Raw genomic sequence first — 23,666 nt, 5'->3', positions numbered from 1 at the left:
ATTTGGAGCGTTATATCAACAAAGCAAGAGCTATACCCGCCTATCTTTAGTCCGGCAGTCCCCTAATGCAAACCCACCCACCCAGCCGCGCGCCACCACTTCTGGCAGCAACACGGCGGCATCCCTTTCCCGAGGGTTCGTTCCTGGATCCAGCTCGCTGCAAAGCTGGCCAAACTTCGTGCGGGCGGCAAACCCCTGCAGCAGCTGCCACACACCAGCGTCAAGCCGCTCGATGCGCGTGTTCACGCCCTCCCTCCAGATGAGGAGCGTCGCGCCGCCCTCATCCAGATCGATCGCTTCTGGTTCCGTTGCATCTGGCTGGTTGGCGGCCCAGATCCGGTCCACCGGATAGGCCGATTCCAGCAGCGCACTGGCCTGCGGCAGTTGAAACACCAGCTGCTCCCACTGCTCCGGAGCCACGCGGGCGAGGGCCGCCAGATCGAGGCCGTTCTGATCCGGGGCGTTGAACACCCGGTGCCATTGGGGTGAAGGCGCGCAGAAAGGCCGGCAGCTCGCCGCCGTAATCCCCCAGATCCGGTGAGGTGGAAGCGTGCTCGCTCACGTAGCGGGCGGCCATGGCAGCAAAGAAGGGCGCACCCACCAGGCGTTTGCAGACGGGATAGATCTCCAATGGAGCCCTTGTATGCACCAATGCCTCCTTCCGGCCAGGTGATGGCGAGCGATCGGCTGACGCGTCAAGCTGCAGAGCCTGACCTGTACTCCGCATGCGCAGAGAACGCGCTGCCGGTGAGTTCGATATCACTACGCGCGATGCCGGCCTTCTTTGCCGCGAGCTTCCATCCATCGATGGCACTCACAACATCCTCAACAATCTGCCCTCCGCGTTCTTCATCCAGCCCATAGAACAGCGCGGTGGATAGCACTGTTGTGAGACTCGGCCGGTTGTCCGAGTCGTCGATGTTGAGGACGTGTTCTGCCTTATCGACGTTGGGGTTCACGTCGAATGCAGGTGCGAGACGCCAGCCGTTATCGGCCAGCACAAATCCGTGGTTGCGCAGATGGTCGTCGCGATTCCCGATCGCCACATTGAATGCGACGCGGCGGAACAACTGCTCCAGCTCAGCACTCGTATGCGCACCATCGCCTCGCGTCCGAAGGAGCTGGGCCAGTTCCAGATAGCTCGTGCCCTCGCTCTGCTCCTTGCGAAGCAAGGTCATCGCGGAGGCATAGAAGCGCCGCGTGCCCTTGGCGCGGTCGAAGCGCTGCACGCAGAACGTATGGAACTCGTTGCTCAACCGCACGACCTTGGCTTCTGGCACGTCAACACCGGCTTTCTGCGCCAAGCCGTGCACGACGTGTTCCCAGGCGCCGACATCCCGGTCGTCGTTTTGCGCCGGGAACTTGCCGATCCATAGCGAACCGTCTGCGTCCGTAAAGTTGGCTTTCGGGCGTGCACCACCCAAGGACGCGCCCGGTGCAACCAGCACGGCCAACCACTTGCGCAGCGCGTCCAGGTCGTCGATGCGCCGGTTGCTGAGCTGATACGCGACCGTCTCCAGTGCCCGCAGCGTGGTGACGGGCGGTGCGGCCATCTTCTCGTTGCCCAGGAACTCCTGCGTTCCGACCCCCCGAAAGCGCAGGCCGCCTTGCCGGGTGAAGTCCTGGACTCCGAGCAGGAAGTCCCACGCGTACAGCGTCCGTGGAGAGCGTTTCTCTTCCTTGGCTTGCAGGGTCTCGCGACGCTTCATCAATGTCTGGCCCCAACGGTCCGGCGATGAGTCCAGAAAGATGCCGAAGTTGCCCAACTCGGGCTTGGGAAAGAACGGAGCTTTGTCCAGCGACAGGTCCGGGTCGATCGCGAACGCGCGTGAGTCCATTAGCCACGCTTGTTCGTATTGGAAGCGGATCTGCCCACGGTCATGCTCCAGGGTGCCGACCCGGCATGGCGGCCCCAGGTCACATTCGAGCCAGACCTCTACGGCGTTGTCCTGGCTGCTCATGATGAGTCCCCCGTGCCGTTCGCGCGACCGCCAGGAGCCTTGGGTGCATCGGCGGAGGCTTGTCTGCGCCGCGCCTGTGACGCGGGCGGTTTGAAGACCAGGTCTTGCAACCTGCGGCCCACCTTGTCGTCTGCCGCCAAAGCATTGAAGTCGGCTTCAAGCCCGAGGACCGCCATCACGCGCAGGTAAGTGCCCAAGGTGGCTCCCGGGTCGCCCGCCTCCACTTTGTAGAGCGACGTTCTGGAGATGCCGGCCCTCTGCGCCACGACGGCGTTGCTCAGCTTGCGCCGCAGGCGTGCGAGCCTCAGTCGCTCGCCCAACTGGGAAAGCAGCCTTTGCTCCTGCGGGAAGACGACCGGGGGTTTGCTTGGCATTTCGCCATTATGGACATTCTTCTGAGCAAATGACCATAATGGCGGACTTCTTGCATAGAATCGGCTGCGCGCAGGCAAATTTCTCGCAGTTCCTGCGCCGCAATCCCCCAGATCCGTGAGGTGGAAGCGTGCTCGCTCGCTTAGCGGGCGCCCCCGCAGGCCTGCGGGGCATGGACGGATCTCCCCGACCCCAACTGTGACCGAGGCCGTCCCCAAGACCTGCGACCCCGGCTCAAGGCCACCATCGCCCGCCTCGCCGCAGCTGGGGCCAGGGCCTGCGGTTTGAAATCGGCTGGGCAGGTTCCACACTGATGCAATCCCTCCATCCCGGGTTTCCGGGGGATCGCGGCATGACGGAAATCAAGTCGATCAAGAAGAAGATCACTCCCGAGGAATACCGCCTGCTGCAGCGTCTGCGGCACAGAAAGCCAGGTCTCAATCCACCCACCGATCAACCCACCTGGGGTGAATACCTGGCCGATCGTGTTGCGGCCGTGGTTGGTTCCTGGCGCTTCATTCTGATTCAGAGTGCCATTCTGATTCTCTGGATTCTTGCCAATGTCAGTATCAAGAGCGAGCGCTGGGACCCCTATCCATTCATCCTTCTCAATCTGATGCTTTCATTCCAGGCGGCCTACGCAGCACCGATCATCATGATGAGCCAGAACCGGCAGGCCTCCATTGATCGGGCTGATGCAAGAAACGACTACGAAGTGAATCAGAAAACGGAACTTGAGCTTAGCCATCTACAGGATAAGGTTGATGTTCTGCGGGGGATCGAGATTGTGGAACTGAAGGTGCTGCTCGACGAGCAGCGGCAGCAGTTGCTCCACCTGGGTGAGCTGCTGCGGGATGTTCAGGCTCGATGAACCAGCACCCTCGCCGCCCCTGGATCACCGCGGGCCTGATGGCCGCCATGGGGATCGTGAACCTGCTCTCCGCCGTTTCGCCCAGCCTGCCGGCCCGGCTGGAGTGGTGGCGTCAACTGGTTCCCTTTGAACTTCGCCACACGGCCCATCTTTTTGCCGCCCTGTGTGGCTTCTTCCTGTTGGTGCTGGCCTCTGCCCTGCTGCGCCGCAAGCGGATGGCCTGGCTGCTGGCACTGGCCCTGCTGGGCCTTTCGATCGTGTTCAACATCATCAAGGGATTCGATTACGAAGAGAGCCTGCTGGCCGCGCTGCTGATCGTGCTGCTGATCGCCAGCCGGGGCCTCTACACCGCACGATCCGATCCACCCTCGATCGCCCAGGGGGCCCGGAGCCTGCTGGCCTCCATCCTGTTCACCCTCGCCTACGGCACCGCTGGATTCCTGCTGCTGAACGGGGCCTTCAGCCGCCGCTTCAGCCTGCCGGCCGCCGCTGGCCAAACCCTGCGGGTGTTCGTCCTGCAGGACAGCGGCGGGGTCAGGCCGCTGACGCGCTTCGCTGCGTTCTTCACGGATTCGATCCAGCTGATCGGATTCATCACGCTGATGTACGGCCTGTGGATGCTGCTGCGGCCGATCATCCTGCGCGGTGAACCAGCAACAGCTGAGCAACGCCAGTGCGCCCACAGCATCGTGGAAGGCCACGCCAGATCATCCCTGGCGCCGTTCGCGCTCCTTGCTGACAAGGCCTATTGCTTCAGTCCTTCGGGCAAGAGCCTGATCGCCTATGTGCCCAAGGGAAGGGGTGCCATTGCGCTGGGAGATCCGATCGGTCCGCCAGAAGACAGGCTCCAGGCCATTGAAGACTTCCAGCGGATCTGCCGCCTCAATGACTGGATTCCCGGTTTCTATCAGACCGGGCCTGAAGGGCTGGAACTCTTTGCAAGCCTGGGTTTCAGCTCCCTGAAGATCGGCGAGGAAGCCCTGGTGGATCTGAGCAGCTTCTCGACCAGCGGCAAGGCTGGCTCCGACTTCCGCACGGCCTCCAACAGGCTGAACAAGCTCGGCCACCGCTTCGACGTGCTCGCCCCTCCCCATCCGCCCGGCCTGCTCAGGGAGTTGAAGAGCATCAGCGATGAGTGGCTCAGGCTGATGCACGGAGCCGAGAAGCGGTTTTCGGTGGGGTGGTTCGAGGAGGCCTATCTGCAGCGATGCCCGGTGATGGCGGCCAGGGACAGCAGCGGCAGGATCACAGCCTTCGCCACGGTTGTGCCGGATTGTCCCGTGGACGAAATCAGCATCGACCTGATGCGCCATCGCCAGGAGATGGTGCCCGGAACGATGGATGCCCTGTTCGTTTTTCTCTTCCACCACTACAAGGATCAGGGGGTTGAGCGCTTCAGCCTCGGGCTCTCGGCTCTCTCGGGGGTTGGCGAGCGATCCAGTTCGCCGCGCATCGAGCGGGCGATTCACTATCTCTCCTCGCACATGGATCAGTTTTATGGCTTTGAGGGTCTGCGGGCCTACAAGGCGAAGTTCAAGCCGCGCTGGGAGCCGAGATATCTGGTCTTCGCCGGCTACGCCAACCTGATGGCAACGGTGGTGGCCCTGATCAGGGCCGATTCAGGTGATCGCCTGGTGGACTACTTCAAGCCGGAGATCTGAGCAGATCAAAAGCGGCCCAGCGAAGCGATCCAGTTGCTGATCCCGGCATTCACGCTCTCAGGGAATTCGGCCATCATCACGTGTCCTGCTTCAGCCAGATGGAGATGCTTGCCCTGCTGGAAATGCGCCACCAGGTTCTCCCCCATGCGGAAGCTGAAGGCGGGATCGCAGCCGCCGGTGATCACCAGGGCGGGGATCCGGCGGAGGGTGTCGACTCCGGTTTTGGCGAAGAGGTCGTAAGCCCAGAAGATCTTCAGGGCCTGGTAAGGAGCAAGCTGCGTGGGAATCGGATTCTCCTCGAAGTAACGGCGCATGGCCGGGCTGCGCTGGCTGCTGACCAGGGATTGCGCCAGCCGTTGCACGGCAGGGATCGCCATCAACCGGCGTCCTCCCGTGGCCATCGCAGTCATCAGCGGTTGCTCCCACCAGGGGTCGAGATCATGGCTGCCCCCGGCGATCAGGATCAGCCCAGCGGTGGGGTTCCGATGCGCCCACTCCAGGCCGATCGGCACGCCATAGCTGTGGCAGCAGAGGATCGGTGCGGCAATCGACAGCCGCTCCAGCAGCCGGGTGAGATCACGGCAATGCCGGCCAATGGAGTAGGTGCGGTAGCCGCTGGAAGTGCCATGACCGGCGAGGTCGTAGGCGAGCGCTTCCCAACCCTGCTGGCAGGCGAATTCAAACTGGGAACGCCAGTTGAGGCGATTCCCCAGCCCGCCGTGAACAAACACCACGGGAGGCGAACTACCGCGGTGCAGGTTCACCGTGAGGGCCACCCCCGAGCGCAGCGCAACGGTCTGTCCTGGCTGCATGGGCTCCCGTCCCGTGATCGCGTCCGTGGATAGCCGGACCCTAGAACCGCTGCTTATGCCTGGAGGGCGCAGGAGCAGGGACCCTGGGCAGCAATGGAGCGGGTGCGGTTGAGCTCATTGTTCGACTGGTCGTTAAACCAGCTCAGCCAACCTTTCGGTATGGAACAACTCGGTATGGAACAACCAGGCCATGGCTGCGGCCAGCCTTCCAACTGTATCGATCTGAACAAGTGGTTATCGGATCCGCCGAAGTTGCCCTTCCGCAGACGCCTCAAAGGGCATAACCAAGCTGTCGCAGCTGGATTCAGCGCAGTAGCCAGGCAAGGCAAAGGTGCTTATGCTGCACTGAGGGGCTGGGAGGAGTGGATACCGGACCCGCCTATACAGCGTTGGATGGACTAGGGTGATCACCCTAACCGCAGCACTGATGAATACCCTATCAGATATCATGTAATATTAATAATGCCGGTAAGTGTCAATCAATGCGATCTCATAGGCCAATACAGTGGGAAATATGGCTAGACCCCTAAACTGGAATAATCAAGTAAGGGGAATCCAGCAGCTTGAAGTTGGATATGGCATAAGTTGCTCTGCCACCGACAAAGCCTCGAAAGATCATGGGACGTCTTCGCCCTGCCATTTCACTCTCTCACCTAGCGACTCAGATGGTAGCCGTACATTTCAGCCAAAGGTCGTTTCATCTAGCGATGGAGGTGAATTGACTTACTACTTCACTGCTGAGGTTGTGATGAGCGAGGAGGCCTATCGCCGTATGGCACTTGATAAGTTCAAAGGGATCTACTGGCTAGAAGGAAAAGAAGAATCTCAGCAGCGCAACGAGGAGCATTATAAACATGGCTAGAAATCAGTTTCAAGCTGATTGATTACCGGGGCAATGCGCGTGCATCCATTAAATGAGTTTCGCCCATATATCTTAAGGCCTTTGCCGGGGCATCACTTATTATGCTATTTGCTTGCAATCAGTTGCAGACATGCAAGCATCGAGTAAACCGCTGATGGTGTATTTCTGCAAGTGCACCTAGGTTCCAGGATAATTTGTCTACAGCAACCGTCCAACACCCAGATTCAGAAGACGGGTGCACAAGTCGCATGCGCAGTCAGAAATCACCTGCCCGCTTCTGATCTGGAGCGTTAGCCTGATCAAACGGAAAGCTCTACTCATCCTCTTGATCCAACTCGTTTAAAGCTTCATGCAAGGCTTCTCTCATCTTATCCTTGAAGTCTGCATCTCCTAGGCGCCTTGCAATGTCAACCGCAAATCTGCGAAGATTGGACGTTGGCATTACGATGCTTACAGCTGGAACTGGATACTCGTCCTCGCTTCCACCACTAATTCCAAAGGTTATTTTCGATACGTGAACGCCATACGCAATTGATGCGACCTGGTCTACGTAGAATGCCTGCAACTCGGCGGGCCTAATCGATTCTCCTGGTCGTGAACTCCCACGAGTCTTTGGTTTAGTCATTTGGGAGCCTCCTGAGCTTCGTATGCATAAGGAAGAGCAAACTGATTCTCTTCGGACAGCCTATGGCTCTCCTCGGCAAGACTGGAATAGGGGATATACCTTATGCTCAATGCGCAATCAAAAGCTTTTGCGATTTCTATTAAGGTTCTGAGGTTGTACGCGCCGTGCTCAGGGTCTTCCAGTCTAGATATCGCAGATTGCCTTGTATTGAGAGCTATCGCTAAATCTTTCTGAGAAAGACCGCGTTTTTGTCTATTAATTCTTATTTGCCATGCTATGCCCTGCTCAATTGATGCCTCCAGGTAGGCCTCACGATATTCTCTATCGCTCCACTGAGGCTTTAGCGACAGATATCTGACAGACTTAGAAAGAGACTCTTTAGGCCTGGATGGAGTCTTTGTCTGTGCAGATAGTACACATGTCTCGATATTGCCTGGTCTGAGTCGAAAAGTCTGAATTGCAACTGGCTTCGTACTCTTTGGCACGTGCCTGGTAGTCGGGTGGGTGATACTTGTTGTCCTTTTCGTAGCCATGGAGAGTCATCACAAATGTTTCATGAGGCAGATGGAAATGCCCAAAAATTCGGAGCTGCCCACCCATGCTGCTCTTAAAGCGTATCACATATATGTGATCGCCGAGACTGCTCGCGTTTGGTCTGGACCAGTTCGTTTGGGGTTGCTGGCGAAGTTGCTCAAGGGTTCGATCAAGATTGGCCTGCGTCTTCTTGTCCATTCGAGTAGAAGTGATCCACTCTGTAACGATCCCCTTGCCTTTGGCCAGTCTCTCATGGTAGTTCCAGCTTGGCACTGCTTCTTTCAAGCTAAATTTAGTATAAGCTTGAATAATGAAGGAATGAGCTCCTCCCCGCCAGCTGTCTCTGAACAGGGTAACCCTGCCATGCACCTGTGCCGCCACCGCAAGGCTAAGTTCTTCGTCGAGCACTCCCTGCGGCCAGGTGATTGCAAGCGTTAGCTTTCGTTGAAGCAGATATCCCCTTCTTCAAAACAACCAAAGGAGAAAAATATGGCAAACACGATTGAATTACCCAGTAATTGGGTCTGCGATGGAAAAGAGTTAAAGCCAAAGTCAGGGGCTTCATCTTCAAATACTTGGATTTTTGACGGCAAGGAAATAAAGTCAAAAACTAGTGCATCCTCATCCAATACATGGATATGGGATGGAAAGGAACTGAAACCAAAGACCAGTGCGTCATCTTCAAATACGTGGGTTATTGATGGTCAGAAGGTAAAGCCGAAAACTGGCTCAAACTCATCAAATACTTACGAAATTGGAAGATCACCCGTTTTGGTGGTTGCAGGACAGTTAGTTCTAAGGCTTTGGTAACGCAATGAACGATCTGCCAGTTCACTCATTGATCGGCTCCGAGAACAGAGACGGCGGACTTCTTCTATGCGGTCTGAATCACGGTTACAGCAAAAATGATGAGTTGCAGGATGCTGCCGGAATTAACAGGGCAGACCCGCATAAATCTTTTTTTTCGGACGGTGAGGTCAATGACTATCCATTTAGAAACCGTATTGTTTCTTGGTTTTCCCTATGGGGTTACGATCTTGCCCGAAGTAGCGAGAAAGCGGGTTCGCTCGAAAGGTCAATCGTTCAAACAAACTGGCTACAAACATGCTCAAACAATATGGATGGCATAAACACTCAGCAGGCATGCATCGAGGATAACGAGTCATTCTTCCAGACGTGCGAAGCATTGAAACCAAGCGTAATTTTTTTCTTTGGCAGAGAGCTTCTTTTGGCATTCACGTCACCCACTTTAAGCATTAAGGTCGAATCCATCTTTGGCACCCGCAAAGGGGAAACCAGGTGGCTTCAAAAAGACGTGTATTTCAACGGCAAGCCACGAAGGCGCCTTCGATTTGGTTTTCAGCAGTATGAGAAGCTGACTGTTGTTGTCCTTCCGCACGCCACAGGGGCACAGGGCGTGGCTGACGATTACATCGGGGCATTTAAGCCTGAAATGTCTGAGGTGATAGGCATTTGGTGGGCTAAGCACAAAGAAAAGCTAACAAATCATTCAACAGGGACGCACTAAAGCGCGCCCGTTAATTCAAGCGTTGATGCAGGCTTCGCTGCACGACCAGGCTTCAGATGGGGCGGTGCAGGAAGTGTTGGCCGATCTGGATCAGTTCCCCTGCAATCACTACCACCAACAGGCGAAAAACCCAGACCCGGGCTGCCGGCAGCAAGGCGAGGCGAGCGGCCAGCATGCCCCCGCCGATGCTGCCGAATGCCATGGCGCCGCCAGGGAGCCAGGCCACGTGGCCATCGCGGGCAAACACCAGCAGGGACACCAGGGTGGTTGGAATCAGTACCAGGTTCTTGACGGCGTTGGCCGCCGTGAGGGGGAGGCGCACCACCAGCACCAGTGCCAGGAGAAGGTAAGTGGCACCGTCGAGCACGATGAATCCCACCCAGGTGCCGATACCGAAGAAGATCAGCGCTTCCTTGAAACTGAACCGGGCCGATTCCTGGGGTGGCTGGTTAAGAGCTGCCTTCAGTTTCGTAACCAGAAGAATCAGAGCCGCCAGTACGGCGGCAGTGATCGCCATCCCCAGATTCCGAGCCGGTATCGCATCGGCCAGCAAAGCACCAGCCACACTGCCGAGCGTGGCCGGGCCGGCCACCCGCAGGGCCATCCGCCATGGCAGAACACCAGCTCGCTGGAAGGTGGCAACGGCCGTGATGCAGCCCACGATCACCGGCAGGCGGTTGGTGGCATTGGCCATCTCCGGATCCATGCCCAGGGAGATCAGCATCGGCAGGCTCACTGCAGACCCGCTGGAGGCCAGGGTGTTCATAAAGGCGCAGACGGCCCCGGCCATGCTGACGAGGCAGTAGTCGATCCAACCTGTCATCCGCTGAGGTCAGCCATCACTGCTTGGAGTCTGGCCCCTGCAAGACCCATGGCTAGCATTAAGAAACAGGTCATGAAGAGTAAGAACCTCGTTATGGATGAATAGCTTTCCAGAAGCCGTTAAAATGCTGCTTTGAGGCTAAGCATACTGGTAGTAATGGAACTTCTATGCCCTCAGGGAACATTTGCTCAAGGCAACCTGCGAGGGACGAGGATGGCATCTCTCTGGGGAAGTTGCCTTCGGGTATTTGCTGCCGGTAGGGATCTGCCAGCTCAATGCTCGCCAGACACTGAAAATGCAATTCCTCTGAATACGAGTTGCCCTGATGGCCGATCTGGATTCCATATAGTTACCGATGGCTTCATTCTTGCCTTCAGCGGAATGGGATCTCAGCAGATAAAGGCCAGTCTGGATTCAGTTGTTCGGCTAGTAGATTTAGCTCTATTCAATCAATCGGTCAACGGCGACCCAAATCGGCCCACCAAGCTTCGTGCCACAGGAACATGCAGCCATGAGAATCCCACAAGGGTGTTCCTGCGAAGATTCAGCGCAATGCTCAGGCAGAGCAAGGGTAAATTCCCCTTGAGATGATTCATAATGGCGGGCCCAGAGAGAAACCGCTCGCGTGTGGTGCGTTATTTGACCGTGGTCTGTTCGTAGTTACCAAGCCCAAGCTGCTTGCCGCCCATGAACCCTGTCCATACCTGCGATCACAGCGTTATTCCCGCGCGGATGGACTGAGTTTTCCAGAGTCTCCTTAGGCCCATTTGCAACAAGAGTAAACAATGTCGATCTCGAAAGCCCCCAGTACTGTCGAGTTCATCTACAACTATGGTTACGTGGGACACATTGCCGAGCTTGATGACTGGAAGCAACACTGGTCCAAGCGCGCTTAAAAGCAACAAAGCGGCAACCATTATAATTCTGGGATGCAGTCTTATTTGTGACTATAACGAACGTGGCGAGCGAAGGCGAATCGCTGGATAGGTTTGAGGCGCTTAAGGATGCTACGGCCCGTTTCTTAGAGCTGCACTGGCCAAGCGGAGTTGGCGAAGCAGCACCTTGCTGGGTCACACTTTGGTCACTCCGCAGTCCTGGTCCAATACCGAACCATGATAAACAGGGCTGCTACACCATTTTTGAACATAGAGAAATTGTCTCTATCGGGCTGGCGGCCTCCACGGGCGCAGGAAGAGGCATTGGGAGTCGCTTGTATAAGCATGTTCTGTGCATCGACTGGGAAGGGTCTGATTATTCAATCCGCTATTCCAAGCCTGAGGAACGCTGGCTTTCCGCTTTGCACGGAACCATGCTCGCATTTGTCGAAAAATTTTACTACCTTGCTCCAGCTCTTGATGTGTATCTAATTCGGCATTTCTCCTCGTTGCCAAGTCTGCCAAACAAGGTCAGCCTGTCAACACCTAACCAATCATTCATGCCAATGCCGAATTTCGGAGCGGCTTAACTCAGACGGTTAGACACATAGCTTGTCTTGTAAGCAACCGGCATATCATGCATAAAAGAAGAGAACCATCACTCGAACACAAGTCGTTCAAAGTCTGCATCATACTCAGAGCAAAACATTTGGTACTTAATGCATCTTCTAGTCATTCGCGACTCAAAAGTTCTGTAGAAGTTCTTGATAATGGCATAATGAGTAGGTGTAGATTCAGGGCTTGGCTGAACTATAAGTAAAATCCAGTAGTTTTCGCCGATGTCCTTGGAAACATAGATCTCATTGTCCGTGAGTAAAAAGTCCTCACCTAAGGCCTCTAGTTTCTTGACTTCGATGCAGTGCTGGTTGCCATCATCATCGTAAGCGATATAGTCATATCCAACATTTTTCTTGCTAACATCGTCTACAATATAGCCCATTATCGTCAAAATTTTGCTGGCAACTTTCTCAATGCTTCGCCAACTAGGCTCACGACGATGCTGAGGCGTAAGTAACTCAGTATCAGATGCCTTGAGCTTGATTGTTGATTCCTGCGAACGACTTTTCAGCGGATCTTTGGCAATAGCAGTTTCAGTTTGGCTTTTCTTATCGATTAGCATTAGCATTTTATGATGAATTGAGCTGTTGCTTTTTCGAAGACTGCTTTGAATTGTCTCCAGTAATGTAACAGGGACTTTGCCAACTGGTAGGCCAAAATGAACACATAGGTCCGCGGCATCAGTACTTCTTCCAGCAAGGTCGAACAGGCTTGCCATAAAGATGATGTCAACATCAGCATCCTTCAGTTGACTGATTTCGTTTCCTGATCTAACTGTGCCATCACTGCAGATAAACAGATTAGCATTGTGACAGAGATCGCTATCAATTGCCTGGATCTGACCTAAAGCTCTAATGTCATCAAGAATATGCCTCCAAAATGAGACTATGCCAGCTGACGTGAGCTTGGTCTTTGCCAAGAGTTCAAGAGCTTTGAGCATTCCTAGCTTAGTTGCACCAAGAGAAAAGAAGAAACTCTCGTAGTCTCCCACTGCTACTTGATCGAAAGATAAAGGCTTGTATCTACCAGCTTTTGCTAATTTCTTATAATCAGTCTTCTTGAGCCAAGAAGGACATAGCAAAAAACCTGCTAGAATAATACGATCGCCATCAGAGATTTTTGCCTGTATCTGATCAGAAATGTACGAAGGGGAGATATCGAACATAGCCGCATTCTTGTATGGAATTAGAGTTTCAAGCAATTCCTTCTCAATATCTTGCAAGTTCTCGTCACAGAGTCGATCTAGCAACATAAATATAAGCTCAATCAGATCTTTTAAGGTGTCACGTGTATATTTGTCTGGGTTAATCCTCGAACGGGATGGATCGGTGCTGAAGTCACCGTTAATACGCGCACCGAGACCTGTTGTTGTCAGCATAGGTAGGAATGCTTGCGCATATGCATCATTCTTTTTCAGGCGAACAGGCTTGTCATCGATCACATCTGTTGAAACTCCTATTTTTTTAAAGTTCCAAATGCGAACCCTATGCTCAGCGGTAGACGCTTTATCATCTACGTTAACATCTGTTTTAATTATTAGGTCTTTTTGGTTGATGGCTCCAATCTTTCTTTCTGTTCCTTGAATAAGTTCAGCCATTACCTTCTTGGAATAGTTATTAATGCTAATGTCTATCTCCTTCAGGTTTCGTAGGAATGCAATTGAAGTGCGGTTTAGGCCTTTGAGGTCAATAAGTAATGAGTCAGTACTGGCTTCATGCAGGATGAAGCATGTTTTCATATGGTTGGCTACCATGTAAGCTTTGGCAAAGCTCGTGGCATCCTCATTAAGCGAACCGAGATGAGGAACTCTTAGAAGTGGAACACGGGAATGCTGTGATAAAACCTCCTGTGTCTTCTGTCTGCTGAAGTAAACACCAAGTTCGCCACTCAGCAGAGATACGCTCGTGCATACCCCTGCGACTGACTTAAAGCCAATTCCACGATAGCCAATATTCGATCCACGTTGCTTTGCCGAAAATGCACTACGGCATAGCGACTCAAGATCTGTATCTGAAAATGGAGTGCCATTGTTAAAGAGAATCACCGCATCTTTATATGAAAAGGCATGAAAGCGCGTTGACCCACAATCATCGGCATTCTGGATGATTTCATAGAAGACGCGAGATACATATGTTTCAGCGATGTATTTTTCAAGTCCAGCAAGCTCTTCGATTATCTGTGTGTTTCTAATTGCTTCCTGCTGCAGCTCGATCGCTTTTTTTTCAAAGCTCTCAATCATAAATGAAATGTCGGCCAACATTTTGCTGCTCCTGCTTAAGTAATTTAAAATTTTACTGCATGCCGATTGATTAGTCAATAGTTAACGTGTGATTAAATTGATAAAGCTATGTGGGCTGGACAAATAATATTCAATGACGCGGCACAGCAATTCCCAATGCTTCTTCACCTTTGGAGTGCCTGAAATCAAGATCTAGCGGGTAGACTAATTAATCTAGTTGAATGTACGTGTAGACAGGCCTCCAGCAATTCCTTGCTCCCGTTCTGCAGTCAGGACCCATCAGAAGTTTGTCTGGAACTCAGTTTTTTCAAGGGATCTCTCCACCCGTTATCCGAAGCAAGCCCTGCCCAAGGGCTCCCCGAGCCGCTGATGCCGGAAGTGAGCGATAGGCGGCCACCGCTCCTGCTCAGCGCTGATCGCACCCTGCTGGGCTACGGGCCTGACGTGAGGCTGGCTGCCCTTTGAGAGCATGGGCTGATCTTCCCCCGCCCACCGTGACCGAGGCCCTGCCCAAGACCTACGACCCAGCCGGCACCGAAGCCCGCTGGCAGGGGGCCTGGGAGGCCGCCGGTGCTTTCCACCCCGACCCCAACGCGCCCGGCGAGCCGTTTTCTGTGGTGATCCCGCCGCCGAACGTGACCGGCAGCCTGCACATGGGCCACGGCTTCGAGACGGCCCTGATCGACACGATCGTGCGCTTTCAGCGCCTGCAGGGCAAGAACGTGCTGTGCCTGCCCGGCACCGACCACGCCTCGATCGCGGTGCAGTCGATCCTGGAGAAGCAGATCAAGGCGGAAGGCGGCAGCAAAGACGACCTCGGCCGCGACGCCTTCCTCGCGCGCGCCTGGGACTGGAAGGCCGAAAGCGGCGGCACGATCGTGGGTCAGCTGCGGCGGCTCGGTTATTCGGTGGATTGGCGGCGTGAGCGCTTCACGCTCGATCCTGGCCTCAACAAAGCCGTGGTGGAAGCCTTCGTGCGGCTGCATGAGCAGGGGCTGATCTACCGCGGCGAATACCTGGTGAACTGGTGCCCGGCCTCGGGATCGGCGGTGAGCGATCTGGAGGTGGAGATGAAGGAGATGGACGGCCATCTCTGGCATTTCCGCTACCCGCTCAGCGATGGCGCCGCCGCCGACGGCACCGACCATCTGGTGGTGGCCACCACCCGCCCCGAAACCCTGCTGGGTGACACCGGCGTGGCCGTGCACCCCGCCGACCCCCGCTACGCCGCCCTGGTGGGCCGCACGCTCACCCTGCCGCTGGTGGGCCGCCAGATCCCGATCGTGGCCGATGAGCACGTGGATCCGGCCTTCGGCACGGGCTGCGTCAAGGTCACCCCCGCCCACGACCCCAACGACTTCGCCATCGGCGCCCGCCACGGCCTGCCGTTGATCACGGTGATGGCCAAAGACGGCTCGATGAACGCCGCGGCCGGTCGCTTCGCCGGGCTGGATCGCTTCGAGGCGCGTGCGGCGGTGGTGGCGGCGATGGAGGCCGAGGGTTTTCTGGTGAAGGTGGAGCCGCACCGCCACAGCGTGCCGTTTTCGGATCGCGGCAAGGTGCCGGTGGAGCCCCTGCTCTCCACCCAGTGGTTCGCGCGGGCCGAGCCGCTGGCCGCCCGCTGCCGCGCCGCGCTCGATCAGGGCGAACCCCGCTTCGTGCCGCAGCGCTGGGAGAAGGTCTACCGCGATTGGCTCACGGGCATCCGCGACTGGTGCATCAGCCGCCAGCTCTGGTGGGGCCACCGCATTCCCGCCTGGTTCGTGGTGAGTGAAACGGGTGGCGTGATCACGGACGCCACCCCCTACGTGGTGGCCCGCGATGCCGAGGAGGCGCGCGCCAGGGCGGAAGCGCAGTTCGGCGCCGCCAGCCGGGCGGCGGGCCGCGCGCTACAGCTGGAGCAAGACCCCGACGTGCTCGACACCTGGTTCTCCAGTGGCCTCTGGCCCTTCTCCACCCTCGGCTGGCCCGATCCGAACGCCGCCGATCTGGCCACCTGGTATCCCACCAGCGTGCTGGTGACCGGCTTCGACATCATCTTTTTCTGGGTGGCGCGCATGACGATGCTGGCCGGCGCCTTCCTGCAGGAAGACGGCGTGCCGGTGGGCGGCCGCACCAGCTGGATGCCCTTCGCCGACGTGATGATCCACGGCCTGGTGCGGGATGAGAACAACCGCAAGATGAGCAAGAGCGCCTGCAACGGCATCGATCCGCTGCCGTTGATCGAGCGCTACGGCGCCGATGCCCTGCGCTTCGCCCTGGTGCGCGAAGTGGCCGGCGCCGGCCAGGACATCCGCCTCGACTACGACCGCGCCAGCGGCAGCTCAGCCACGGTGGAGGGGGCGCGCAACTTCGCCAACAAGCTCTGGAACGCCACCCGTTTCGCGCTGATGAATCTGGCCGGTGAAACGCCCGCCAGCCTGGGGGACCCCGATCCGGCCGCCCTCACCCTGGCCGACCGCTGGATCCTCTCGCGCCTGGCCCGGGTGAACGGCGAAACGGCGGAGCGCTACGGCAGCTATGCCCTCGGCGAAGCCGCCAAGGGGCTCTACGAGTTCGCCTGGAACGAGGTGTGCGACTGGACGATCGAGCTGCTCAAGCGGCGGCTCAATCCCCGCCCCGCCGTTGAGGGCGAGCCGCTCAGCGCTGAGGTGCTGGCGGATCAGCGCGTGGCCCGCCAGGTGCTGGCCAAGGTGCTCAATGAGCTGCTGGTGCTGCTGCATCCGCTGATGCCGCACCTGAGCGAGGAGCTCTGGCACGGGCTCACCGGCGCGCCGGAAGGCACCTTCCTGGCCCTGCAGCCCTGGCCGGCACTCGACGAGGCCGCCCTGGATCAGGCGCTGGAGGATCAGTTCGCCGAGCTGATCGAGGCGATCCGGGTGGTGCGCAACCTGCGCGCCGTGGCGGGGCTCAAGCCCGCCCAGCCGGCGCCGGTGGTGTTCCTCACCGGCCGCCCTGAGCTGGCGGCGGTGCTGCGCGCCGGCAGCGGCGACATCACCGCCCTCACCCGGGCGGCGTCGGTGGACGTGCGCGACACCAGCGGCGATGCCAGAGGTGGTGCCGCCGCCGATGCTGACGGCGGCACGCCCGTGAGCGCCCGCTGCCTGGCGGCCGTGAGCGGCGAGCTGCAGGTGCTGCTGCCGATCGAGGGCCTGGTGGATCTCGACGCCCTGCGCGGCCGGCTGGAGAAAGACATCACCAAGGCCGACAAGGAGATCAAGGGCCTGGCCGGCCGCCTGGCCAACCCCAACTTCGCCGGCAAGGCCCCACCGGAGGTGGTAGCCGAATGCCAGGCCAACCTGGCCGAAGCCGAAGCCCAGGCGGCGCTGGCGCGGGGGCGGCTGGCGGGGCTGGGCTGAGTTCTGGGCGAAGATTGCTGGGTTTCGATTAAAATAGCGGCGCTTTTGGATGTAGAAGAGCAGTAAAACGCCGCTCGACACCATCTCCGCCCAGATCGCTGAATGCAATCACGACACGTTGGCCAAGGCAAAACTCCAGGAGCTTCAACGGTTGATTCAGCACTCGGCTGAAGCCACTCAGCTGAGTGCTGATAATACCGATGCGGACGATTCACTTGCTCCTTCGTGGCCGATCACGGATGCCACCGATCGAACTTGCTTGCCTTCATGCTATCTCCATCCAAGCGATTATCCCGAACTTGCTCAACCTGCTACCCCCGCTGCCATCACACAACCCGACGCCACACCTCCAACATGAATGCGAACCAGTGAAGTCACTGCTTCTGTCGTCCCATGCTCTCTTCGGGCGACTTGACTTAGTCCCGCCAATCTCAGGCTTCCTGATCGCCTTGCTGGCGACAGAGTCTTAGGGCTCGTCATGAGAATGGCATCGATAGCTGAACGGACGGCTGGCTTGAATCCCCAGCCCTTTCACCCTCATCCGTAGTGGGTCCACAACCGCAACACCTTGACCATGCGTTCTTCGCGCAGCACCTGGTACACGAGCCGGTGCTGAATGTTGATCCGCCGGGAGAAGGCCCCGCGTAGATCACCCACCAACACCACAAAGGGCGGGGGTTGGCGGCAGGGATCATCTGCCAGCAGAAGGAGCAGCTGCTGGGCCTTGGCCTTCAAGTCCGGCGATGCAGCGGCAAGCTTGCGGGCGTCCTTCTGGGCTTGCCGTGTGAAGCGAACGCTCCAGCTCACCAGCCCGGCTGATCACTGAGGTCTTCCAACGGCACAGCCAGGCCCTGGAGGATGGATTCGCGCATGCCCGGAATCGAGACCAGATGGAGGGTTTCCTGGATGGCCTGCCAATCCGATTCCGAGAGCAGCACGGCATTCCCGCGCTTGCCTGTGATCTGCAGGGGCTCGTGGGAGGCGGTCACCTCGTCGATGAGCGCATACAGCCGCTTGCGGGCTTCGGTGGCGGAAAGGCTGGCCATCGGAAGCAGCCTGAAAGCAGCGTACGCAAAAACGTACCACATTGACTCCGGCCAGACGGCTCGCTGGTCCCTTTGGGCGGCAGAGGCGCGGAGGCGCGGAGGCGGAAGCTCTTGCGGCCCTGTCCAGCTTTTCGCCGGAGTTCCTGGCGGCAGGTCGCGGCGATCAGCAGCAGGAAGAGCGGGACCAACTGTGAGGGGAGCAGCTGTGAGGGGCGCTTGATCAGCCAGCCATGAGCCTCCGCCCCCTCTACCTGCTGGACACCAACATCTGCATCCACCTGATGAAACACCAGCCCACCCAGGTGGCAGAGCGCCTTGCTCGCTGGCGTGTTGGGGAGGTGATGATCTCAGCCATCACCGCAGCGGAGCTGGAGTACGGGGTGATCGCCTCAGGGGACCAGGCGGAGCGCAACCGCCTGGCCCTGCAGCGGTTTCTGCTGGAGGTGCCGGTCGCCCCTTTCGATGGCGATGCCGCCGCCGCCTGAGGCCCCATTCGGTTGGCCAGCCGCGAACGGCGCCGCGATGGGCTCGACAAACTGATTGCCGCTCATGCCCTCGCGCTGGGCGTCACGCTGGTGAGCAACAACCTGGCCGACTTCCAGATCTATCCGGGCCTCTCCATCGAGAACTGGGTGGCTGAAGCCGGGAGTGGCGAAGAGCTACAGGGCTGAGCGGTCGCCGCCGATCAGCTCCGCTGCGCCCCTACAGCCCCTTGCGATCCAGCGCATCGGCGAGGCGGGTCACCGCCGAGGCCAGCTGGGCCTGGGTGTCGGGGGGTGCCACCGCTTCCTCCTTGCGCTTGGTGGCCTCGAGCGCCCGCACGATCAGGAACACCACGAAGGCGATCACCACGAAATTGATCAACGCCACGATCACCGCGCCGGCTGGCCAGGCATTGATCGAATCGACGTTGGCCGCCTTGAGCGCGGGGGTGAGCACGCTGCCCATCACCAGGCTCACCACCGCGTCCACCACCTTGCCGAAGGCGCCGCCGATCACTACCGCCACGGCGAGGTCAACGACATTGCCCTGGTTGATGAAGGCCTGGAAATCGGCGAGGAAACCGGAGCGGCGGGCCATAACTTTGTTCAATAACTGAATCACCCTATGGCACCGGCGGAGTGCATCCCTTCCGGCCAGCGTTGTGATCGCGGGGTGATTCAGGCAGAAATCAGATCCTGTATCCAGTCTGATGCGAGCGATGAACGGGAGCCCGGCGATCGATGCCCTGAGAAGTACCGAACAATCAACCCGCTTGGGCCGGCGTCATTCTCAGGTTCATGGCAGCCAGCTCTCCAGAGGCAGAGCTTGGAGCTGGCCAGATCGACCCGGACAGTCCGCGGGCGGTTCAGCCGTCAGCCCATCGACGTATCGAGCCATGTATCGAGCTACGGATCAAGCCACGGATCCCATGTTTGATGAACGGTATGTTGAAAGATCTTCACGTTCAGGCTGGAATGGGCGCGCAGGGTCTGCCATAGCCATCTGGATCAATGAATCTGAAACCAGCATTGTGCGTTGCTGCATTGATGACAGCGGTGTCCGGATGTTCGCAGCCGAGCGCAACCAGGTCGCCCCCCAGCGGTTCCGCTCTGCTGGAGCCCATTGAGCGCGCCAAGCAGGCAGCCCAAGGAATTGAAGCCCAGCAACTGGAGCGCCAGAAGGCGGTTCTCGAGGCGCCCCAGTAGGTCGATAGGTTTTTTCCTGGGGGCAATGGCGGGGAACAACGGGGGGCAGAAGCACCAGGTCACTGGGCTACGCCCCTCCAAAGCCTGAAACCTTTACAGCAGGGAGGTCTGGTGATCCACCGGCTCCAGCTGGGGGGCCGGGGGGCGCTCCTCGGCCTCACTGGCCTTCACCTCCAGGGCCTGCTCGATCACCCGATCGGTGAGGGCGTCGAAGTAGGCCGAGAGCGTCTGCTGCAGTTCCAGGAATTCCGGCCAGAGCGTGTCGTTCACGAAGCTGCGGTTGAGGCGCGCCATCACGGTGGTGCGCCGCTGGCCCCGGTAGCGGTAGGGGGTGATGCCGTAGCGCCGCATCAGGGCCACGAAGAGGTGGCGCGACCACTGGTCGGAGAGCGAAAAGCGGAACTCGATCGGCGGCTCTTCTGCCGCCAGCTCCTGGAGCCGGGCCTGGATGCGCTGCCGCGCGCGCCCGGCCGCCACCCGTTCGCCCTCACTGCCGGCCCGGGAGAAGAGCGCCTCGATCCGCTGCAGCTTCTGAACCAGTTGCTCTTCCGGGCTGGTGGCCGCCATGGCCTTGGGCCGTGCTGTCCTGGCGCGGGCCGCCATGGCCTTGCTCCCTCAGGGTGTGAGGCGAAACCGTAATCGGCGTCTGGAGGAGTTCAACGCCGCTGCTGGCAGCGACTTCACAATGATGCCTGGCCCGCTCTGAACTGACGGCTGATTGATGGCTTCCCGATCCACCCTCAATGCCAGGAATCTCGAAGGCCTGGGTGCGGCAAAGCTGGCGGAGCTCCTGATCAGCCTCACCCAGGGCAATGCAGCTGCCAAGCGGCAGCTGCGGCTGGCGTTGGCCGAGCAGCGCGGACCGGCCGAGATCGGCCGGGAGGTCCGCAAGCGGCTGGCCACCATCGCCCGCTCCACCAGCTTCCTGGATTGGCGCCAGCGCGATGCCCTGCTCACCGACCTCGACCAGCAGCGACTGGCGATCGTCGGGCCGATCGCCGAGCACGAGCCCGCCCTGGCGGTGGACCTGCTCTGGACCTTCCTGGAGCTGGTGGAACCGCTGTTGGAGCGCTGCGACGACAGCGATGGAGAGATGATGCAGCTGTTTCACAAGGTCACCGCTGATCTGGGCTGCGTTGCGGCCCGTGGCGAGCCCGACCGCGAAGCCCTGGCGGATCAGGTCTACGCGGCGCTGATCGACAACGGCTACGGCCAGTTCGATCTGCTGATCGAGCACTTCCAGGAGGCCCTGGGCGGCCAGGGCCTGGCCCAGCTGCGCCAGCGGCTGGAGGCCCAGCGCAGCCGGCCCAACGCCAGTGAGCATCGCCGTCGCACCGTGCAGCTGGCGATGCTCGAGATCGCCGATGCCCTCGGCGATGCCGAGGCCTACCTGGGCGAGTATCGCGACCATGACCCTGGCGCCCTCACCGTGCCGGCGATCGTCGCCGAGGTGGCCGGCCGGCTCACCGCCGCCGGCAGGGCTGAAGAGGCCCTGGCTCAGCTGGATGCGGCCGACCCTGATCAGCAGGGACGGCTGGCGGGCTCAATCGAATGGCTCGATGCCCGCGTCGCCGCCCTCGAGGCGCTTGAGCGCGGCGAGGAGGCCCAGGCCCTGCGCTGGATGGTGGTGGAGCGGTCGCTGTCGATCCGCCACCTGCGCGCCTACCTCAAGCATCTTCCTGATTTCGAGGATGCCGCCGAGGAGGAGCGGGCCCTGGATCTGGCGTTGTCCTACCCCGGTTTCAACCAGGCCCTGCGCTTTCTGCATCAGTGGCCCGATCGCCGCCGCACCGCCCGCTTGATCCTGGAGCGCCACGACGAACTCGATGGCGACCTCTACCAACTGCTCGGTCCCGTCGCCGAGGCCCTGGAGGCCAAGCAACCGCTGGCGGCCACGCTGTGCCTGCGGGCGATGATCAACTTCAGCCTTGAGCAGGGCCGCTCCAGCCGTTACCGCCACGCCGCCCGCCATCTCCAGAGCTGCCGGGCCCTGGCCGCCGGGATCGAAGACTGGTGCGGCGCTTTGGATCACGCGGCTTACCTGGCCGGGCTGGATCAGGACCACGGCCGGAAGCTGGGCTTCTGGAGCCTGGTTCAGCCGGCGCTCTGAAGCGTGGCCAGCGGCCCATCCACGCCCGTCGGCACGATCAACACCCCGCTGGCCGGTTCGCCGTAGACGCGGCAGGGGCCAGCTCCGGCCAGCAGCTGGGCGGCGAGGGCGCAGAGGGCGGCATCGATCCAGTCGATGCTGGTGAGTGCCCCGGTGTCCACCCCGAAGCGCTCCAGCAGGGCCCGCCGCTGCACACGCTTGGCTGAGGCCAGGGCCGGCCCCAGCCCCAGGGCCCGGTGCAGATGGGTCGTGATCGCGTGGGGGAAGGTTTCAAAACTGCAGACCTGCCCGGGCGCAGGCCGGGCAACGGCCAGGGTGTGGCTGGAGGCCAGCGCCCCATACAAGGCCTCACCGCAGAGCATCCAGCCGAAGTAGTTGGAGGGATGCTCCAGGGCACGCGCCCGGGAGGGGCTGGAGAAACAGGGAATCCGCTCCGCCATCAGCTCCCGTTCGGCGGGACGGCAGCGGCCATCAACGCTCCAGCCGCAGGGGGCATCCACAGCCACCAGCTGCGCGCCGATGCTGTGGTGGCACCACCGGGCCAGGGCAACCGGATCAGCGGTGTTGTGGCGATCTCGGTAGGCGCCGCCACAGAGGGCCACGGCATGGAAGCCCTTGCGCGCGCCGCCCACGTCGATGCCGATGACGGTGAGAGGGGTGTGGTTGGCGAAGCCTGAAGCGGAAGCCATGGATGGATGATCAGGGATGCTGGCTCCAAGGCAGGGCCATCACCAGGGCGGAATTGATCGTCCGCTCAGCCGAAAGCCGCGATCCAACAGCCTCAGCTTCGCCCACCTGCTTCAGACGGGCACCGAGATCGGCACGGTCAGCAGCGTGGCGAAGCCTGCTGGCAGGCCCAGACCCACTTGTGCGGGGCCGTAGTGAAGTGCAGCGCCGATGCTGCCGGTGTGGTTTTCGGTTTACCAGCCGTTGCGCAGCAGCACATGGGGGATGCCCGAGGCGCGCAGCGTGGCTTCGGTGACCACGTGTTCGACGGCTTTGGCTGGGCTGCGCAAGGCGGCCAAGCTGGCCGGTGGCGCCGGTGATGACAATCATGGAAACCCTGCTTGCAAGGAGGAGCAGACGAGGGGAGACCATCGAGCAAGCAAACTTTTCGTAAGTACGCACAAAAAAGTAAGCATCAAATGAGCAGCGCCCAGCCGGCCCCCGTGGCTGAAACGCCCACCATCTCCACGCTGATGCGAAGGGGAGAACTGTTTGCCGCCGAGTGCCCCTCGCGCACCGTGCTGCAGCACGTGACCAGCCGCTGGGGAGTGTTGGTGCTGGTGGCGCTGCTGACGGGTACGCACCGCTTCAGCCGCATCCTGAGCGGGCAGCGTGAGCGGGCCGAGGACTAGCTGGCCGATCAGCCCCGCAGGCAACCGCTCCATTGGCTTGCCGTATCGGGCACGTTTGCGCCAAGCGCATATCGGGCGAGCGTTCATCTTTTCGAGCCTGCCAACCAGTCCCGGAAGCTCTGAAAAAGTCAACCACCTCAGGGCTCTATCGGATTGAATCAAGCTGCTTTTCATTCCCCAGTTTGGGTCGACCTCGCAGAGCCTGAATGGGAACCATCGCGGTCATCTGTTCGTCTGTTAGTGGAAGGGCATCAGGATCTGATTTGGCCGCTGCGTTGATTGCCTGATCGTCATCCCGTGTCGGTGACTGCCAGAAAAGATGAC

24 protein-coding genes and 1 pseudogene are annotated in these 23,666 nt (G+C 59.2%); 10 read left to right on the top strand and 15 right to left on the bottom strand.

Translation table 11 applies throughout. The annotated features are described in order from the left end of the window. Window positions 1-30: 30 nt before the first annotated feature. The 4 genes and pseudogenes from ACXMDY_RS08920 to ACXMDY_RS08905 all read right to left on the bottom strand — a co-directional run bounded on the left by ACXMDY_RS08920 (window position 31) and on the right by ACXMDY_RS08905 (window position 2,281). Window positions 31-471, bottom strand: a complete 441-nt coding sequence (locus tag ACXMDY_RS08920; protein WP_259702155.1) for a hypothetical protein — start codon at window positions 469-471, stop codon at window positions 31-33. 37 nt (window positions 472-508) lie between these two features. Then, window positions 509-727 (bottom strand): annotated as a pseudogene (locus tag ACXMDY_RS08915) (HvfC/BufC N-terminal domain-containing protein); the annotation flags it as partial. After that, window positions 696-1,961 carry a type II toxin-antitoxin system HipA family toxin gene (locus ACXMDY_RS08910; protein ID WP_259702156.1) on the bottom strand — a complete coding sequence of 422 codons (1,266 nt, stop codon included), beginning with the start codon at window positions 1,959-1,961 and terminating at the stop codon, window positions 696-698. The gene ACXMDY_RS08910 and the pseudogene ACXMDY_RS08915, both read right to left, overlap by 32 nt. Further along, complete coding sequence (locus tag ACXMDY_RS08905; RefSeq protein WP_457767566.1) at window positions 1,958-2,281, bottom strand: helix-turn-helix domain-containing protein; 324 nt, start codon at window positions 2,279-2,281, stop codon at window positions 1,958-1,960. Before ACXMDY_RS08905 ends, ACXMDY_RS08910 begins: the two co-directional genes overlap by 4 nt. Before the next feature lie 404 nt (window positions 2,282-2,685). Here ACXMDY_RS08905 and ACXMDY_RS08900 point away from each other — a divergent pair, with 404 nt between their 5' ends. After that, window positions 2,686-3,204, top strand: coding sequence for a DUF1003 domain-containing protein (locus ACXMDY_RS08900; RefSeq protein WP_457767565.1), 519 nt, complete (start codon window positions 2,686-2,688; stop codon window positions 3,202-3,204). Beyond that, a complete protein-coding gene (locus tag ACXMDY_RS08895) occupies window positions 3,201-4,865 on the top strand; it encodes a phosphatidylglycerol lysyltransferase domain-containing protein (protein WP_259702159.1) in 1,665 nt (554 codons plus the stop codon). The genes ACXMDY_RS08900 and ACXMDY_RS08895 overlap by 4 nt, the downstream gene beginning before the upstream one ends. Window positions 4,866-4,870: 5 nt before the next feature. Here the strand turns inward: ACXMDY_RS08895 and ACXMDY_RS08890 are convergent, their stop codons facing one another. The 4 genes from ACXMDY_RS08890 to ACXMDY_RS08875 form a co-directional block, all read right to left on the bottom strand. Further along, window positions 4,871-5,677, bottom strand: a complete 807-nt coding sequence (locus ACXMDY_RS08890; protein WP_259702160.1) for an alpha/beta fold hydrolase — start codon at window positions 5,675-5,677, stop codon at window positions 4,871-4,873. Between the two features lie 1,175 nt (window positions 5,678-6,852). Beyond that, window positions 6,853-7,104: a hypothetical protein gene (locus ACXMDY_RS08885; RefSeq protein ID WP_259702161.1), complete on the bottom strand. Its 252-nt coding sequence runs from the start codon at window positions 7,102-7,104 to the stop codon at window positions 6,853-6,855. A 56-nt stretch (window positions 7,105-7,160) separates the two neighbouring features. Beyond that, on the bottom strand, window positions 7,161-7,649 hold the full coding sequence (locus ACXMDY_RS08880; RefSeq protein ID WP_399244095.1) for a helix-turn-helix domain-containing protein: 489 nt from the start codon (window positions 7,647-7,649) through the stop codon (window positions 7,161-7,163). Continuing rightward, window positions 7,543-8,106 (bottom strand): type II toxin-antitoxin system RelE/ParE family toxin, encoded by a 564-nt coding sequence (locus tag ACXMDY_RS08875; protein ID WP_259702162.1) that lies wholly within the window; start codon window positions 8,104-8,106, stop codon window positions 7,543-7,545. The genes ACXMDY_RS08880 and ACXMDY_RS08875 overlap by 107 nt, the downstream gene beginning before the upstream one ends. 36 nt (window positions 8,107-8,142) lie before the next feature. Between ACXMDY_RS08875 and ACXMDY_RS08870 the strand changes: the two genes are divergently transcribed. Together ACXMDY_RS08870 and ACXMDY_RS08865 are read left to right on the top strand one after the other, a co-directional pair. After that, on the top strand, window positions 8,143-8,508 hold the full coding sequence (locus ACXMDY_RS08870) for a hypothetical protein (protein ID WP_259702163.1): 366 nt from the start codon (window positions 8,143-8,145) through the stop codon (window positions 8,506-8,508). A 4-nt stretch (window positions 8,509-8,512) separates the two neighbouring features. Further along, window positions 8,513-9,226 (top strand): hypothetical protein, encoded by a 714-nt coding sequence (locus ACXMDY_RS08865; RefSeq protein ID WP_259702164.1) that lies wholly within the window; start codon window positions 8,513-8,515, stop codon window positions 9,224-9,226. A gap of 52 nt (window positions 9,227-9,278) precedes the next feature. Here ACXMDY_RS08865 and ACXMDY_RS08860 read toward each other — a convergent pair whose 3' ends face one another. Beyond that, complete coding sequence (locus ACXMDY_RS08860; RefSeq protein WP_259702165.1) at window positions 9,279-10,049, bottom strand: sulfite exporter TauE/SafE family protein; 771 nt, start codon at window positions 10,047-10,049, stop codon at window positions 9,279-9,281. Between the two features lie 958 nt (window positions 10,050-11,007). Here ACXMDY_RS08860 and ACXMDY_RS08855 point away from each other — a divergent pair. Beyond that, entirely contained in the window at window positions 11,008-11,514 is a 507-nt protein-coding gene (locus ACXMDY_RS08855; RefSeq protein WP_259702166.1) for a hypothetical protein, read from the top strand. Between the two features lie 68 nt (window positions 11,515-11,582). On the opposite strand, the gene ACXMDY_RS08850 is transcribed toward ACXMDY_RS08855, so the two are convergent. Next, window positions 11,583-13,802 (bottom strand): DUF3883 domain-containing protein, encoded by a 2,220-nt coding sequence (locus ACXMDY_RS08850; protein ID WP_457767564.1) that lies wholly within the window; start codon window positions 13,800-13,802, stop codon window positions 11,583-11,585. A gap of 473 nt (window positions 13,803-14,275) precedes the next feature. On the opposite strand from ACXMDY_RS08850, the gene ACXMDY_RS08845 reads away from it, so the two are divergent. Next, a complete protein-coding gene (locus tag ACXMDY_RS08845) occupies window positions 14,276-17,140 on the top strand; it encodes a valine--tRNA ligase (RefSeq protein WP_259702168.1) in 2,865 nt (954 codons plus the stop codon). Window positions 17,141-17,677: 537 nt separating this feature from the next. Here the strand turns inward: ACXMDY_RS08845 and ACXMDY_RS08840 are convergent. Together ACXMDY_RS08840 and ACXMDY_RS08835 are read right to left on the bottom strand one after the other, a co-directional pair. Then, a complete protein-coding gene (locus ACXMDY_RS08840; RefSeq protein WP_259702169.1) occupies window positions 17,678-17,947 on the bottom strand; it encodes a Txe/YoeB family addiction module toxin in 270 nt (89 codons plus the stop codon). After that, entirely contained in the window at window positions 17,944-18,186 is a 243-nt protein-coding gene (locus ACXMDY_RS08835) for a type II toxin-antitoxin system Phd/YefM family antitoxin (RefSeq protein WP_259702170.1), read from the bottom strand. Before ACXMDY_RS08835 ends, ACXMDY_RS08840 begins: the two co-directional genes overlap by 4 nt. A 230-nt stretch (window positions 18,187-18,416) precedes the next feature. Between ACXMDY_RS08835 and ACXMDY_RS08830 the strand changes: the two genes are divergently transcribed. Together ACXMDY_RS08830 and ACXMDY_RS08825 are read left to right on the top strand one after the other, a co-directional pair. Continuing rightward, the gene (locus ACXMDY_RS08830; RefSeq protein ID WP_259702171.1) at window positions 18,417-18,671 is read left to right on the top strand and encodes a PIN domain-containing protein; all 255 of its coding nucleotides are present in this window, start codon (window positions 18,417-18,419) and stop codon (window positions 18,669-18,671) included. A 12-nt stretch (window positions 18,672-18,683) separates the two neighbouring features. Then, window positions 18,684-18,857 carry a PIN domain-containing protein gene (locus tag ACXMDY_RS08825; RefSeq protein ID WP_259702172.1) on the top strand — a complete coding sequence of 58 codons (174 nt, stop codon included), beginning with the start codon at window positions 18,684-18,686 and terminating at the stop codon, window positions 18,855-18,857. A gap of 31 nt (window positions 18,858-18,888) precedes the next feature. Here ACXMDY_RS08825 and mscL read toward each other — a convergent pair whose 3' ends face one another. Both mscL and ACXMDY_RS08815 read right to left on the bottom strand, forming a co-directional pair. Then, window positions 18,889-19,266 carry a large conductance mechanosensitive channel protein MscL gene (gene mscL / locus ACXMDY_RS08820; protein WP_259702173.1) on the bottom strand — a complete coding sequence of 126 codons (378 nt, stop codon included), beginning with the start codon at window positions 19,264-19,266 and terminating at the stop codon, window positions 18,889-18,891. Between the two features lie 701 nt (window positions 19,267-19,967). Then, window positions 19,968-20,477, bottom strand: coding sequence for a hypothetical protein (locus ACXMDY_RS08815; RefSeq protein ID WP_259702174.1), 510 nt, complete (start codon window positions 20,475-20,477; stop codon window positions 19,968-19,970). A gap of 118 nt (window positions 20,478-20,595) precedes the next feature. Between ACXMDY_RS08815 and ACXMDY_RS08810 the strand changes: the two genes are divergently transcribed. Continuing rightward, window positions 20,596-21,984 carry a DUF6880 family protein gene (locus ACXMDY_RS08810; RefSeq protein WP_259702175.1) on the top strand — a complete coding sequence of 463 codons (1,389 nt, stop codon included), beginning with the start codon at window positions 20,596-20,598 and terminating at the stop codon, window positions 21,982-21,984. Here ACXMDY_RS08810 and ACXMDY_RS08805 read toward each other — a convergent pair. After that, window positions 21,969-22,673, bottom strand: coding sequence for a DUF429 domain-containing protein (locus ACXMDY_RS08805; protein ID WP_259702176.1), 705 nt, complete (start codon window positions 22,671-22,673; stop codon window positions 21,969-21,971). The genes ACXMDY_RS08810 and ACXMDY_RS08805 overlap by 16 nt on opposite strands. A 456-nt stretch (window positions 22,674-23,129) precedes the next feature. Between ACXMDY_RS08805 and ACXMDY_RS08800 the strand changes: the two genes are divergently transcribed. Continuing rightward, a complete protein-coding gene (locus ACXMDY_RS08800) occupies window positions 23,130-23,342 on the top strand; it encodes a winged helix-turn-helix transcriptional regulator (RefSeq protein ID WP_457767563.1) in 213 nt (70 codons plus the stop codon). Window positions 23,343-23,666: the final 324 nt, after the last annotated feature.

The sequence above is a fragment of the Cyanobium sp. ULC082 genome (genome assembly GCF_977927535.1).
Note: the sequence above shows the minus strand (reverse complement) of the source record. Positions and strands in the feature narration are given on the sequence as shown.

Coding starts and splice junctions, on each gene's coding strand:
- ACXMDY_RS08910 (WP_259702156.1), bottom strand. CDS start 1,961: ATGAGCAGCCAGGACAACGCCGTAGAGGTCTGGCTCGAATGTGACCTG.
- ACXMDY_RS08900 (WP_457767565.1), top strand. CDS start 2,686: ATGACGGAAATCAAGTCGATCAAGAAGAAGATCACTCCCGAGGAATAC.
- ACXMDY_RS08895 (WP_259702159.1), top strand. CDS start 3,201: ATGAACCAGCACCCTCGCCGCCCCTGGATCACCGCGGGCCTGATGGCC.
- ACXMDY_RS08890 (WP_259702160.1), bottom strand. CDS start 5,677: ATGCAGCCAGGACAGACCGTTGCGCTGCGCTCGGGGGTGGCCCTCACG.
- ACXMDY_RS08865 (WP_259702164.1), top strand. CDS start 8,513: ATGAACGATCTGCCAGTTCACTCATTGATCGGCTCCGAGAACAGAGAC.
- ACXMDY_RS08860 (WP_259702165.1), bottom strand. CDS start 10,049: ATGACAGGTTGGATCGACTACTGCCTCGTCAGCATGGCCGGGGCCGTC.
- ACXMDY_RS08850 (WP_457767564.1), bottom strand. CDS start 13,802: ATGTTGGCCGACATTTCATTTATGATTGAGAGCTTTGAAAAAAAAGCG.
- ACXMDY_RS08835 (WP_259702170.1), bottom strand. CDS start 18,186: ATGGCCAGCCTTTCCGCCACCGAAGCCCGCAAGCGGCTGTATGCGCTC.
- ACXMDY_RS08830 (WP_259702171.1), top strand. CDS start 18,417: ATGAGCCTCCGCCCCCTCTACCTGCTGGACACCAACATCTGCATCCAC.
- mscL (WP_259702173.1), bottom strand. CDS start 19,266: ATGGCCCGCCGCTCCGGTTTCCTCGCCGATTTCCAGGCCTTCATCAAC.
- ACXMDY_RS08815 (WP_259702174.1), bottom strand. CDS start 20,477: ATGGCGGCCCGCGCCAGGACAGCACGGCCCAAGGCCATGGCGGCCACC.
- ACXMDY_RS08810 (WP_259702175.1), top strand. CDS start 20,596: ATGGCTTCCCGATCCACCCTCAATGCCAGGAATCTCGAAGGCCTGGGT.
- ACXMDY_RS08805 (WP_259702176.1), bottom strand. CDS start 22,673: ATGGCTTCCGCTTCAGGCTTCGCCAACCACACCCCTCTCACCGTCATC.
- ACXMDY_RS08800 (WP_457767563.1), top strand. CDS start 23,130: ATGAGCAGCGCCCAGCCGGCCCCCGTGGCTGAAACGCCCACCATCTCC.